This is a genomic window from Streptomyces sp. Ag109_O5-10 (assembly GCF_900105755.1).
Classification (GTDB): domain Bacteria; phylum Actinomycetota; class Actinomycetes; order Streptomycetales; family Streptomycetaceae; genus Streptomyces.
Map to the genome: position 1 here is coordinate 2,456,567 of NZ_FNTQ01000001.1, position 13,289 is coordinate 2,469,855.

Annotated in this window: 12 protein-coding genes; 6 read left to right on the forward strand and 6 right to left on the reverse strand. The window is 71.9% G+C overall.

Features of this window, described 5'->3' with window-relative positions:
• Positions 1 to 92 precede the first annotated feature (92 nt).
• Positions 93 to 1,184 (forward strand): Gfo/Idh/MocA family protein, encoded by a 1,092-nt coding sequence (locus BLW82_RS11270; RefSeq protein ID WP_093498659.1) that lies wholly within the window; start codon positions 93 to 95, stop codon positions 1,182 to 1,184.
• 4 nt (positions 1,185 to 1,188) lie between these two features.
• Here the strand turns inward: BLW82_RS11270 and BLW82_RS11275 are convergent, their stop codons facing one another.
• Complete coding sequence (locus BLW82_RS11275; protein ID WP_093498660.1) at positions 1,189 to 2,496, reverse strand: ROK family protein; 1,308 nt, start codon at positions 2,494 to 2,496, stop codon at positions 1,189 to 1,191.
• 223 nt (positions 2,497 to 2,719) lie between these two features.
• Here BLW82_RS11275 and BLW82_RS11280 point away from each other — a divergent pair, with 223 nt between their 5' ends.
• From BLW82_RS11280 to BLW82_RS11295, 4 genes are all read left to right on the forward strand, one after another.
• Positions 2,720 to 3,976, forward strand: a complete 1,257-nt coding sequence (locus tag BLW82_RS11280; RefSeq protein WP_093498661.1) for a citrate synthase — start codon at positions 2,720 to 2,722, stop codon at positions 3,974 to 3,976.
• Between the two features lie 70 nt (positions 3,977 to 4,046).
• A complete protein-coding gene (locus BLW82_RS11285; protein WP_093498662.1) occupies positions 4,047 to 4,991 on the forward strand; it encodes a sucrase ferredoxin in 945 nt (314 codons plus the stop codon).
• A gap of 83 nt (positions 4,992 to 5,074) precedes the next feature.
• Positions 5,075 to 6,736: an ATP-binding protein gene (locus BLW82_RS11290; protein ID WP_093498663.1), complete on the forward strand. Its 1,662-nt coding sequence runs from the start codon at positions 5,075 to 5,077 to the stop codon at positions 6,734 to 6,736.
• Entirely contained in the window at positions 6,733 to 7,413 is a 681-nt protein-coding gene (locus BLW82_RS11295) for a response regulator (RefSeq protein WP_093498664.1), read from the forward strand. The genes BLW82_RS11290 and BLW82_RS11295 overlap by 4 nt, the downstream gene beginning before the upstream one ends.
• A 29-nt stretch (positions 7,414 to 7,442) precedes the next feature.
• On the opposite strand, the gene BLW82_RS11300 is transcribed toward BLW82_RS11295, so the two are convergent.
• The 3 genes from BLW82_RS11300 to BLW82_RS11310 all read right to left on the reverse strand — a co-directional run bounded on the left by BLW82_RS11300 (position 7,443) and on the right by BLW82_RS11310 (position 10,220).
• Positions 7,443 to 8,486: an ABC transporter substrate-binding protein gene (locus BLW82_RS11300; RefSeq protein ID WP_093498665.1), complete on the reverse strand. Its 1,044-nt coding sequence runs from the start codon at positions 8,484 to 8,486 to the stop codon at positions 7,443 to 7,445.
• 62 nt (positions 8,487 to 8,548) lie between these two features.
• Positions 8,549 to 9,415, reverse strand: a complete 867-nt coding sequence (locus tag BLW82_RS11305; RefSeq protein WP_093507995.1) for an ABC transporter permease — start codon at positions 9,413 to 9,415, stop codon at positions 8,549 to 8,551.
• Entirely contained in the window at positions 9,405 to 10,220 is an 816-nt protein-coding gene (locus tag BLW82_RS11310; RefSeq protein WP_093498666.1) for an ABC transporter ATP-binding protein, read from the reverse strand. Before BLW82_RS11310 ends, BLW82_RS11305 begins: the two co-directional genes overlap by 11 nt.
• A 158-nt stretch (positions 10,221 to 10,378) precedes the next feature.
• On the opposite strand from BLW82_RS11310, the gene BLW82_RS11315 reads away from it, so the two are divergent.
• On the forward strand, positions 10,379 to 11,071 hold the full coding sequence (locus tag BLW82_RS11315) for a response regulator (RefSeq protein ID WP_093498667.1): 693 nt from the start codon (positions 10,379 to 10,381) through the stop codon (positions 11,069 to 11,071).
• 15 nt (positions 11,072 to 11,086) lie between these two features.
• On the opposite strand, the gene BLW82_RS11320 is transcribed toward BLW82_RS11315, so the two are convergent.
• Together BLW82_RS11320 and BLW82_RS11325 are read right to left on the reverse strand one after the other, a co-directional pair.
• The gene (locus BLW82_RS11320; RefSeq protein WP_093498668.1) at positions 11,087 to 12,679 is read right to left on the reverse strand and encodes a solute symporter family protein; all 1,593 of its coding nucleotides are present in this window, start codon (positions 12,677 to 12,679) and stop codon (positions 11,087 to 11,089) included.
• Positions 12,676 to 13,233, reverse strand: coding sequence for a DUF485 domain-containing protein (locus tag BLW82_RS11325; RefSeq protein ID WP_093498669.1), 558 nt, complete (start codon positions 13,231 to 13,233; stop codon positions 12,676 to 12,678). The genes BLW82_RS11320 and BLW82_RS11325 overlap by 4 nt, the downstream gene beginning before the upstream one ends.
• Positions 13,234 to 13,289 lie beyond the last annotated feature (56 nt).

Here is a 13,289-nt window from a genome sequence, read left to right on the forward strand (position 1 = left end):
CTCCGTTTTTTCGATCTGTTCACGCGTTAGCTCCGTTAGCTCCGTTAGCTCCGTAGCTCCGTTAGCTCTTGAGAGAGAAAGAGGTGCGTGTCATGCGCGTCGGTGTCATCGGTACCGGCTTCATGGGGGCCGTGCACACCCGGTCCGCGCTCGTGGCCGGCGGCGACGTGGTGGGCGTGGTCGGGTCGACGCCCGAGAAAGGTCGGCGCGCTGCCGCGCAGCTCCGGGCCGGGCAGGGTTTCGACTCGGTCGAGGACCTGCTGCGGCACGGAGTCGACGTACTGCACGTGTGCACGCCCAACGCCACGCACGCCGAGTTCTGCCGTGCGGCCCTCACGGCCGGGGTGCCGGTCGTCTGCGAGAAGCCGCTGGCCACCGACGCCGCGACCGCACGCGAGCTGACCGAACTGGCGGCGGAGCGGGGGCTGGTCACCGCCGTGCCCTTCGTCTACCGCTACTACGCGTCCGTACGGGAGGCGCGCGAGCGGATCCGGCGGCCCGGGCACCGGCCGCCGTGGCTCATCCACGGCAGCTATCTGCAGGACTGGCTCGCCGACACCGAGGCCACCAACTGGCGGGTCGACCCGGCGGCCGGCGGTGCCACGCGCGCGTTCGGGGATATCGGGGTCCACTGGTGCGACCTCGCCGAGTTCGTGACCGGGCAGCGGATCACCCGGGTGAACGCGTCCTTCGCCCGCGCGGTCCCGGCGCGACCGGGGCCCGACGGCACCCCGCGCCCGGTGGAGACCGAGGACGGCGCGGTCGTCCTCCTCGAAACCGACGCGGGGGCGATCGGATCGGTGGTGGTCAGCCAGGTCTCCGCCGGGTACAAGAACGCGCTGTCGTTCTCCTTCGACGGGCCGGAGGCCAGCTACGCGTTCCGCCAGGAGACCCCCGAGTCGCTGTGGGTCGGCGGCCGGACCGCCAACGAGGTGCTGTTGCGCGACCCCAACCGGCCCGGCGCCCCCACGGGGCGGGCGGCCGGTCTGCCGGCCGGGCATCCGCAGGGCTACTACGAGGCCTTCGCCGACTTCGTGGCCGACGCCTACGCGGCGATCCGCGGCGAACAGGTCACCGGCATGCCGTCCTTCGCCGACGGACTGCGCGCGGCGGAGCTCGCGGCGGCGGTCGTCGGCTCGGCGCGCGGCGGCGGCTGGGTCGACGTACCGGCCGCGGGCAGGTAAGTCGCTACCGCGCCCCCGCCAGCGGCACCTCGAGGGGAAGCGGCCCGGTGAGGTCGCCGGTGCGGGCGCGGATCCCGCGCGGGCTGCCGTCCCGGAGCCACCGGTCGAGCAGGTCCGGGTGCAGCAGCTCGTCGATGGCCAGGGTCGCCGCTCCAACGACCCCCTCGGCGCGGCCGAGGTCGACCCGGGCGATCACGAGTTCGTCGGTGGCCAGCGGCAGGGAACGCCTGGCCACGACCTCGGCGACGGGGTCGCGGAACACGTCGCCGGCCTGGGCCAGCACTCCGGCGAGGTAGACCGTCGAGGGGTTGAAGACGCTGACGAGCGTCGCCAGTTGCCCGCCGACCAGCTCGCCCGCCCTGGTGACGAGCTCGATGCTGACCCGGTCGCCGGACCGGCAGCCGTCGAGCACGTCGGTGACGGACAGCGGCGCGTCCCGGCGCTCCAGCCGCTCCAGGCGCTCCAGCCGCTCGGCCAGGAAGGGGCTGCGTCCCTCCAGGGCCGCGGCGCGGGCGTCACGGCTGAGGGCCCAGCCGCCCGCGAACGCTTCGAGGCACCCGAACTTGCCGCACCGGCACCGGTGCCGGGACTCCTCGGCGACGATGGTGTGCCCGAGGTCGCCGGCCGCGCCGCGCGCTCCCCGGTGCAGCCGGCCCCTGGACATCAGGCCCAGGCCGATGCCGGTGCTCGCCTTGACGAGCAGGATGTTGTCACCGGCGGTCGCCCGGGTCCGGCTCCAGGCGCCCAGCGCCATCAGGTTGGCGTCGTTGTCGACCCAGGCCGGTACGTCGTAGTGCGCCTCGAGCCGGTCCCGGAGCGGAAAGCCGTGCCAGCCGGCCATGATGGGCGGCCGCACCGGCATCCCGCGCGCGAAGTCGACCGGACCCGGAACGCCCACGCACACCCCCCACAGGCGCTCCCCCAGTTCGGGGCTGAGCAGCCGCTCCGCCGTCCCGACGAGCGTGGCCAGGGAGGCCTCGGGGCCCGACTCGATGTCCCACGGCACCCGCCGGTCGGCGAGCAGGGTCCCGTCGAGGTCGGTCACCGCGGCGTGCAGATGGGTGGCGCCGAACACCGCACCGAGGACGGCACCGCGGCCGGACGCGATCCGCAGGATGCGGGAGGGCCGTCCGCCGGTGGAGGGGGCCGGCTCGCCCTCGGCCACCAGGCCGACCCGGAGCGCGTGGTCCACCCGCTGCGTGATGATCGTCCGGCCCAGCCCGGTCTGCCGGCCGAGGTCCGGCCTGGTCACGGCCGCTCCGCTCCTGATCAGACCCAGGACCAGGGAGAGGGTACGGGTGTGGTCGGTCATGCAGTGAGCTTATGGTCCCGGCGACCGCCGCCGTCACCGGCGGCGGCGCGCAGGCTCCGCGACCGGACCGATCGTCGAACAGGACGTCGTCCGCGTCACCCATGCCGACACCGCCGCCGGCCTCCGGCACCGGTGCGCCCCTGGGCCCCCGTCAACCCTGGCCACTCGATCCCCGTCAACATTGATCGAGTCAACCCGTGGCGAAGCGGCTACGGTGACGCCCATGCACGATCAACACCCCGTTCCCGGCAGTCCCGCGCGGCGGCTGAGCACCAGGGAGACCGCCGAACTGCTCGGCGTGAAGCCCGAGACCGTGTACGCCTACGTGAGCCGGGGTCAGCTCAGCAGCAGACGCGAGCCCGGGGGCCGTGCCAGCACCTTCGACGCCGGGGAGGTGGCGGCGCTCGCCCGGCGCAACAGGCGGGAGGCCGCCGGGAGTCCGGGCTCCGGCGGCGATCTGTCGGTGCGCACCCGGATCACGCTGATCGACCAGGACCGGTACTTCTTCCGGGGTGTCGACGCCACCGAGCTCGCCGCGCACCACTCCTACGAGGAGGTGGCCGAGTGGCTGTGGACGGGCCGCATGATCCGGGGCACGGTCCTCACCGCCCCGGAGGCCACCGTCGCGGTCGCCCGCCGGGCCGTCGACGCGCTGCCCGAGCACACCTCGCCCACCGACCGGCTGCGGGTGGCCACGATCGCCGCGGCCGCCGAGGACCCGCTGCGCTTCGACCTGTCCGAGGAGTCCGTTCTCGGCACCGCGCGCGTCCTGATCCCCACGCTCGTCGCCGCCCTCCCGGTGCGGCGCCGGCCGCGGCACGACGACGGCCCACTGGCCCACCGCCTGTGGCGCCGTCTGTCCGGCATCGAACCCGGCGACGCCGAGCTGCGCGTGCTGGACACCGCGCTCGCGCTGCTCGTCGACCACGACCTGGCCGCCTCCACCCTCGCGGTCCGGGTCGCCGCCTCCGCCCGCGCGCACGCGTACGCGGCCGTGTCGGCAGGGCTCGGCGTGCTCGAGGGCCCCTTGCACGGCGCCTCCAGCGGCCTCGCCCACCGGATGCTGCTCGACGTCCTCGACCAGGGCACCGCGGTCACGGTGATCGCGGACGAACTCCGCGCGGGCCGCCGCATCCCCGGCCTCGGCCACCGCCTCTACCAGGGCGAGGACCCACGCGCGCGTGCGCTGTTCGCAGTCCTTGAGGACGTCCCCCGCGCGGAGCCCGCCCTGCTCGCGGCCCGGGACATCGTCGCGACGACCGCCCGGCACGCCCCGCTGCACGCCAACGTCGACCTGGCGCTCGCCGTGCTCACGGCCTCCTGCGGGATGCCGGCCACGGCGGGCGAGACGATCTTCGCCGTCGCCCGGACGGCGGGCTGGATCGCCCACGCCCTGGAGGAGTACGGGGAACGCCCGCTGCGCATGCGCCCCAGCGGCCACTACGTCGGCCCGAAACCGCCACAGCCCCTGCCGGAATAGCCTCACCGGAGGAATGCGGGGGCGAGGCCGGAAGTCACATCCGGGGTGAAGTCAGGTTAGGCTCACCTCTGTGAGTAGGTGCGCAACCGTCTCCCGGATGCTCGACGAGCCCGTTTCGGGCACCGCGGCCACCGCGACGACGTGGCTGCTGCTGGAACAACCCGGGCCGTGGGGTCCCAAGGCGCTCACTTCGAGCCACCTGGACCCCGCACTGGGCCGCGCCCTGGAGGCGGCCGCCGAAGGAACCGGCGTACGGGTCGCGCTCATCCGCCGTCCCGGTCGCCACGCCGACCTGGGCGTCCCCGCCGTACGCCAGGTGTACGTCGCCCACACGGTCCCCGGCAACGTCTGGCTGCACAGCGCCACCACCCGCGATCCGGCCCGCCTGCTCGACCTCGACCTCGCCGCGCTCGGCGCGGGCGACCACCGTTCGTTCGGCGCGGCCCTCGGCGGCCGGCCCCACCCGGGCAGCCCGCTCGCGCTCGTCTGCACCAACGGCAGGCGCGACCGCTGCTGCGCCCTGCTGGGGCGCCCGCTCGCCGCCGAGCTGGCCGCGTCCGGGGTGGAGGGCATCTGGGAGGTCACCCATCTGGGTGGTCATCGCTTCTCCCCGACGGTGCTCGTCCTGCCGTACGGCTACGCCTACGGCCGTGCCGAGGCCCATGCCGTCAAGGAGGTCCTGCACGGCATCCACGAGGGCCGTGTGGTGCTGGACGGGTGCCGGGGCTGCTCCGCCTGGGAACGGCCCGGCCAGGCGGCCGAACTGGCCGTGCGCGAGACGGTGGGCGAGTACACGGCCGGCGCGCTGAGCGTCGTGGGGACCGAGGGTACGGCCTCACGCTGGGAGGTCACGGTCGCCCACACCGACGGGCGCCGCTGGCGGGTGGGCGTGGCCCAGAGTGCCTCGCTGCCGCCGCGCCCGGAGAGCTGCGGGGTGTCGGTGCTGGGGTCGCCGGCCCGGATGGACGTGGTGTCGGTGCGGGAGCTGCGGACGGCCACGGCACCGGCGCGCTGACCCGGACTTTCCCAAGAACTGGTCAAGAGATCCGCGCCACAACCCCCTTAGCACGGCGTACCCGCGCACGTACCGTCGTGGGTATGAGCCCCACACCCCCCGTGCGCCGTCTGCGCCCCCGGCTGCCCCGGAAGGTGTTCTCCCAGGTCCTGTTGATGCAGCTGGCGATCGCCGCGGGGGTCGCGGTGCTCGCCACCGGGCTCTTCCTGGCGCCCCTGAGCAAGCAGCTGGACCAGGAGGCGATGCGCAGGGCCCTGGCCATCGCCCAGACCACGGCGCAGGACCCGCAGATCGCCCAGGGTGTGCTGACCACCGCGCCCACCGTGAACGGGCCGGTGCAGAAGGAAGCGGAACGGATCCGGCTGGCCACCGACGCCGAGTACATCGTGGTGATGGACCTCGGCGGATTCCGCTGGTCGCACACCACTCCCTCGGAGGTCGGCCGACATGTGTCGACCTCCCCCAAGGAGGCACTGGACGGCAAGGAGGTCATGCAGATCGACAACGGCACCCTCGGCCGTTCCGCACGCGGCAAGGTGCCGCTGTACGACGCGCGGCACCGCATCATCGGGGCCGTCTCCGTCGGCATCGCGTACGACAGCGTGCGGGCCCGGCTGCTCAGCACGATCCCCGGCCTGTTCGCCTACGCCGGCGGCGCCCTCGCGGCCGGCGCGCTGGCCGCCTGGCTGATCTCCCGGCGGGTCCAGCGGCAGACCCGCGACCTGGCCTTCTCCGACATCTCGGCGCTGCTCGCCGAGCGCGAGGCGATGCTGCACGGCATCCGCGAGGGCGTCGTCGCCCTCGACCGCGGCGGCCGCATCCGCCTGCTGAACGACGAGGCCCGGCGTCTCCTGAGCATCGGTGACGAGGCCGTCGGCCGCTCTCCCGACGAGGCGCTCGGCACCGGCCGTACGACCGACGTTCTGGCCGGCCGGGTCACCGGCACCGACCTGCTCACCGTGCGCGGCCAGCGGGTCCTGGTCGCCAACCGCATGCCCACCGACGACGGCGGTGCGGTGGCCACCCTGCGCGACCGCACCGAGCTGGAGCAGCTCGGCCGCGAACTCGACTCCACGCGCGGCCTGATCGACGCCCTGCGCGCCCAGGACCACGAGCACGCCAACCGCATGCACACCCTGCTCGGGCTGCTGGAGCTGGAGATGTACGACGACGCCGTGGAGTTCGTCGGCGAGGTGGTCGGCGACCACCGGGTCACCGCCGAGCAGGTCACGGAGAAGATCCAGGACCCGCTGCTGGCCGCCCTGCTGGTCGGCAAGGCGACCGTCGCGGCCGAGCGCGGGGTCGCCCTGTGGGTGTCCGACCGTACCCGGCTCCCGGACCGGCTGATCGACCCCAGGGGGCTGGTCACGGTGGTGGGCAACCTGGTGGACAACGCGCTGGACGCGGTCGCCGGCACCCCGCACGCGCGCGTGGAGGTCGAGTTGTGCGCGGAGGGCCGTGCGGTGGTCCTCAGGGTGCGTGACACGGGTCCCGGGATCCCGGCGGAGCAGCGGGAACTGGTGTTCACGGAGGGCTGGTCCACCAAGAAGCCGCCCGCGCACGGCAAGCGCGGCATCGGTCTGTCCCTGGTGCGCCGGCTCGCCGAACGGCAGGGCGGCACCGCGTCCGTGGGCGGACCGGAGGGCGGGGGCGCGCAGTTCACGGTCGTCCTCCCCGAGGCACTGACCGAGCCGGCGTTGGAGCCGGCGCCGACGCTCACCCCGGTCGAGGAGGAGGCGCGATGATCGAGGTCCTGGTCGTGGACGACGACATCCGGGTCGCCCGGGTCAACGCCGCCTACGTCGGCAAGGTGCCCGGCTTCCATGTGGCCGGTGAGGCCCACAACGCGGCGGAGGCCCTGCGCCAGTTGAGGACGCTGCCCCGCCTCGACCTGGTCCTCATGGACCACTACCTGCCCGACGGCACGGGTCTCGCGGTGGTCCAGGAGATGCGCCGCCGCGGCCACCAGACCGACGTGATCATGGTGACCGCGGCCCGGGACGTGTCGACCGTGCAGGCGGCGATGCGCCATGGCGCCCTGCAGTACCTGGTCAAGCCGTTCGCGTTCGCCGGGCTGCGCGCCAAGCTGGAGGCCTACGCGCGGCTGCGGCGCACCCTGGACGGCGGCGGCGAGGCCGAACAGGCCGAGGTGGACCGCATCTTCGGCGCCCTGTCCGCACCGTCCGAACCAGGGCTGCCCAAGGGGCACTCCCCCACCACCGCCGAGCTGGTGCGCCAGTCCCTGATGAGCGCGGAGGGCCCGTTGTCGGCCCAGGAGATCGCCGAGCGGACGGGGGTGAGCCGGCAGACCGCCCAGCGCTATCTGAAGCTCCTGGAACGCACCGGACGGGCCATGCTGACCCTCAAGTACGGCGACGCGGGCCGCCCCGAACACCGTTACGTGTGGGCGACCCGCGGCTGAGGCGTGCTTGAGGCGTGCTGCTCGACCGCCTACTTGGCCGCCTCGACGAACTCCGTGGTGTACGTCTTGCTCAGGTCGATGTCGGCGTTCTGGATGTTCGTGTTGAACGCCTTGAGCACCTTCTCCACGGTCTCCGGGCCGTTCTCGGGCATCACCCCGTCGTCGGTGAACATGGGCAGCGTGCTCTTGATGGACTGCGTGTAGAGGGCCTTGTCGCCCTGGGCGTAGTCGGCGGGCATCTTGGCCGCGATCTCGGCGGCGCTGTGCGTGGACATCCACTTGAGCGTCTTGACGAATGCATTGACCAGCTTCTGGACGGTGTCCTTGTGACCGTTGACCCAGTCCGTCTGCATGTACAGGCTCGACGACGGGTACGGGCCGCCGAGCGCCTGCTGGGATCCTTCCGGCGTCCGCATGTCCACCAGGACCTTGCCCGCCTTCTTGTCCAGGATGTTCGCGACGGTCGGGTCGGTGGTCATGCCGCCGTCGATGGAGCCCTGCTGGAGCGCCGAGATGAAGGTCGCGCCGGCTCCGACGGCGACCGGTGAGAAGTCGCTGACCTTCACCCCGTTCTTGACGGCGAGGTACTTGGTGAGGAAGTCGGTCGACGACCCGAGGCTGGTGATGCCGAGCTTCTTGCCCTTGAAGTCCTTGGGCGAGGTGATGTCCCCGGCCGCCTTGGTGGAGACGACCTCCACCTCGCCGGGAGCGTGCGAGAACTGCACCACGGACTCCACCGCCTTGCCCTTGGTCTGCAGGTCCAGCGTGTGGTCGTAGAAGCCGACGGTCCCCTGCACCTGCCCGGCCACGAGTGCCGTCTCGGCCTGTACACCGGCCGGCTCGGTCAGCAGTTCCACGTTCAGGCCCTCGGCGTCGAAGTAACCCAGCCGCTGGGTGAGCATGGCGGGCAGGTAGATGACCTTGTCCAGGCCACCGACCATGATCTTGACCTTCGTGCCCTTGCCGGAGCCGGTGGCGGCCGTGCTCGCCGCGTCGTTGGCGCAGGCGGTGAGGGAGGAGAGGGCGAGCAGGCCGGCGGCGGCCAGGGTGCCGTATCTGGCGGACTTGCGCATGCGGTTCACGTCCTTGTGAGAGGGCGGTGCGGGGAGAAGCGGAGGAGGCAGGAGGTGGGCGGTCAGCTGTCGGAGTCCGACGGCTTCCACCGGAAGATGCGGCGCTCGGCGAAGGTGAGCAGCCCTTCGGCGGCGAGCGCGACGACGGCGAGGATGACCATCGCGGCGTACACACCGGCCGCGTTGAAGGTGCCCTGCGACTGCGCGACGAGCAGGCCGATGCCCTTGGTGGCACCGATGTACTCGCCGACGATGGCGCCGATGAGGGCGAAGCCGAAGCTGACGTGGAGGCTGGTGAAGATCCACGAGGTGGCCGACGGGATGACGACCTGGAGGGTCACCCTGCGGTCGCTCGCGCCGAGGATCCTGGCGTTGGCGACCAGGTTCCGGTCGACCTCACGGGCGCCCTGGAAGGCGTTGAAGAACACCGGAAAGAACACCAGCACGACGGCCGAGGCGACCTTGGAGGACGCGCCGAGGCCGAACCAGATCACGAAGATCGGGGCGAGCACGATCCTGGGGATCGAGTTGAGCACCTTGATGTATGGACCAAGGACATCGGCCAGGAAGGCGATCCGCCCGAGGGCGATGCCGAAGACCACACCGGCGACGACACCGATGACCCAGCCGAGCAGCGCCTCGTAGAGCGTGTACCAGATCTGCTCGCCCAGGGAGCCGAGCGCGGTGCCGTGGGTCATCCAGGTCCAGATCTGGTCCCAGATCTTCGACGGCATCGAGAAGTTGAACGGGTCGATGACCTCGGCCCGGGACAGGATCTCCCACAGGCCGAGGACGGCCACCAGGAGCAGCACGCGCACGGCGAACACGATCGCCCTGCGTCTGCGGGCGGCCTGGGCCCTGGACCGGGCGCGGTCCGGGCCGGCCTTGACCGTGTCGACGACCGGTGTGCTGAGCACCTCAGGCGACATGAGCGGCACCCCTCTCACGGGTGATGCGGACCTCTTCGCCGAGGGACTCCCAGATCTCGCGGTAGATCTCGATGAACCGCGGCTCCAGACGCACCGACTCGACCTTGCGGGGGCGGGGCAGGTCGATGTCGAAGACCTGCTTGACGGTCGCGGGCCCGGCGGTCATGACGACGACCTTGTCGGCAAGCGCGATGGACTCCTCCAGGTCGTGCGTGACGAAGACGACGGAGGCCCCCGTGCCCTCCCACAGCTCAAGGAGTTCGTCCGACATCAGGGCCCGGGTCTGCACGTCGAGCGCGGAGAACGGCTCGTCCATGAGCAGGATCTCGGGGTCGTTGACGAAGGTCGCGGCGAGCGCCACGCGCTTGCGCTGGCCGCCGGAGAGCTGGTGCGGGTAGCGGTCCTCGAACGCGGCGAGCCCGACCTTGGCCAGCCAGGCGCGGGCCTTCTCCTTGGCTTCCGCCTTGGGCACGCCCCGGAAGCGGGGCCCGGCCATCACGTTGGAGAGCACGGTCCGCCAGGGGAAGGTGGCGTCCTGCTGGAAGACGAAGCCGACCTTGTCGCCGACGCCGGCGACCGGCGCACCGGCCACCAGCACCTCGCCCTCACTGGGCTCCTCCAGCCCGCTGACCAGGGTCAGCGTGGTGGACTTGCCGCAGCCCGTCGGCCCCACCACGGCCACGAACTCACCGCGCCCGACGGTGAGGTCGAGGTCGCGGACAGCCGTGTGCAGACCCCCCGACGGGGTCTTGAAGATCTTGCTCGCGCCCCGCAGCTCGATGGCGGGGCTGGTGTCTGCGCTCATGGGCCGGGACGGTAGGTGTGACCGGGACCACGGCAGCAGTCTTCTGGGCGCAAGCCGTTCTTTTGCTCGCAAGCACCTGTTGTGCTCTTTTTGCTCGCGCTACAACTGCGCAGACGAAACACGGGCTTAACGCTCGCCGGCCTTGAAGGAGAGGCCTGATGATTGACGTCCTGGTGGTCGATGACGACTTCCGCGTCGCTGAGATAAACGCCAAGTACGTGGGGAAGGTTCCCGGATTCCGGGTGGCCGCCCGCGCGCACAGCGCTGCCCAGGCCCTGGCCGCCGTGAACCGCGGCACCATCGACCTGGTCCTGCTGGACCACTACCTGCCGGACCGGACCGGCCTCGAACTCGTCCACCAGATGCGGGAGCAGGGCCACGGCACCGACGTCATCATGATCACGGCGGCCAGTGATGTGACGACCGTCCAGAAGGCGATGCGTCTGGGCGCCCTGCACTATCTGGTCAAACCGTTCACCTTCGCCGCCCTGCGCACCCGCCTGGACTCCTATGCGGCCCTGCGCCGCACCGTCGACCGGGTGGGCGGCCGGGGCGTGACGGGCCAGGAGCAGGTCGACCGGATCTTCGGCGCCCTGCGCACCTCACCGGCACCGTCCGCACCCGGCCTGCCCAGCGGCCAGTCCGAGCCGACGACGGACCTCATCTGCGGCGTCCTGCACCGCGCCGGCCATCCGCTCTCCGCCCACGAGGTCGCCGCGGAGACCGGCCTCAGCCGCTCCACCGCCCAGCGCTACCTCCGCCACCTGGAACAGGCCGGCCGCCTCCGCCTCTCACTGAAGTACGGCGACACGGGCCGCCCGGAACACCGCTACGCCTGGGTGGCGCCCTAGCCGCTCTGGGCGGTTCTAGACGGCCCCCGCCCCCGTCAGCGACCGCACTTCGGTCTCCGCGTGCCGGGCCTCGTCCGGGACCTCGTCCGAGGTGACCGTGCCGAGCCAGCCGGCCAGGAAGCCGAGGGGGATGGAGACGATGCCCGGGTTCTGCAACGGGAAGTACTGGAAGTCCACCCCCGGGAACAGTGCCCCGGGGCTGCCGGACACCACCGGCGACAGCATGACCAGCGCCAGCGCGGGCACGAGCCCGCCGTATACGGCCCACACCGCGCCGCGTGTCGTGAAGTTCCGCCAGAACAGCGAGTAGAGCAGCGCCGGCAGGTTCGCGGAGGCCGCCACCGCGAAGGCGAGCCCGACCAGGAAGGCGACGTTCATGTCCCGGGCCAGCAGGCCGAGGGCGATCGCCACGACACCGATGCCGACCGCCGCCGTGCGCGCCACCGTGACCTCGCTGCGCTGCTTGGCGTGCGGCCTGCGCAGGGAGGCGTAGAGGTCATGGGCGACGGACGCCGAGGACGCGAGGGTGATCCCCGCGACCACGGCGAGGATCGTCGCGAAGGCAACGGCGGCGACAACCGCGAAGAGAACCGTTCCGCCGGTGGAACCCGCGCCGCCGCCCAGGTCGAGCGCCAGCAGCGGAACCGCCGTGTTCCCCGACGCGTTCGACGAGCGCACCGCGTCCGGCCCGACCAGGGCCGCCGCCCCGAAGCCGAGCACGATCGTCATCAGGTAGAAGCTCCCGATCAGCCCGATCGACCAGACCGCCGAACGCCGCGCCGCCCGCGCGGTCGGCACCGTGTAGAAGCGGGACAGGATGTGCGGCAGGCCCCCCGTGCCCAGGACCAGTGCCAGCCCCAGGCTGATGAAGTCCAGCCGCGCGCTCCAGTTCCCGCCGTACTTGAGCCCCGGCGCCAGGAACGACTTCCCGTGCCCGCTGCGGTCGGCGGCCGTGAGCAGCAGCCGGTCGACGTCGCCGTGGAAGCGCAGCAGCACCAGCACGGTCAGCGCCACCGTCCCGCTCAGCAGCAGCACCGCCTTCACGATCTGGATCCAGGTGGTGGCCCGCATTCCGCCCAGCGACACGTAGATCACCATCAGTGCGCCGACCCCGATGACCGTCCACGCCTGCGCCGCCTCGCTGGTCCGCCCCAGCAGCAGCGCCACCAGACTGCCCGCCCCGACCATTTGCGCCACCAAATAGAGAACGGACACGGTGACCGACGACGTCCCCACCGCGATCCGCACCGGCCGCTCGCTCATCCGTGCCGCGACCACGTCGGCCAGCGTGAACTTCCCACAGTTCCGCACCAGTTCGGCCACCAGGAACAGCACGACAAGCCAAGCGACCAGGAACCCGACCACGTACAGGAGCCCGTCGTAGCCGAACAGCGCGATGAGTCCAGTCACGCCGAGGAAGGAGGCCGCCGACATGTAGTCACCCGCGATGGCAAAACCATTCTCCATCGGGGAGAAGAGACGACCGCCGGCATAGAACTCCTCCGCCGAACCATGCCGCTTCCGGCTCACCCACGTCGTGATCCCGAGCGTCACGGCGACGAACGCGCTGAACAGCAGCAGCGCCAGTGTCTGGTGCTGACCCGTCATGACGCACCACCCTGGACGCCCCGGGTCAGCTCCTGGGTGTCCCAGCGCAGCTCCAGCGCGGCACGGTCCCTGCGCAACCGCGCATGCCGGGCGTAGGCCCAGGTGAGCAGGAACGTGGTGAGGAACTGCCCGAGCCCCGCCACCATCGCCACGTTCACGGCGCCGGCGACGGGCCGCGCCATCAGCCCGGGCGCCGTCGTCGCGGCCACCACGTACCCCACGTACCAGGTCAGGAAGACGGCGACCCCGGGCACCACGAATCTTCGGTACCGGCTGCGCACCTCCTGGAAGGCGGCGCTGCGCTGCACCTCCAGATAGACGTCACGGGCGCGAACAGCCGCCCCGTCCCGCTCCGTTCGCGCGCCGGGTACGGACGGCGGCGGCTCCCCGGTGCCGTCCCGCTCACCCCAGCCCGAGGCCAGTGCGTCGTACCAGGGATCCTCGTACCTGACTTCCCGGGAGGCCGTGCCGTACTCGCCCTGGTCCTCGTGCCGCCCGGCCGAACTCTCGGAGCCGTCTCCGCCGTCGCGGCGACGCCCGTTGCTTGACTGCATGCCCAAGGATGGACAGATCGGGAAGATCCCCGACTCTTCTTCCCCCGGCTCTTCAC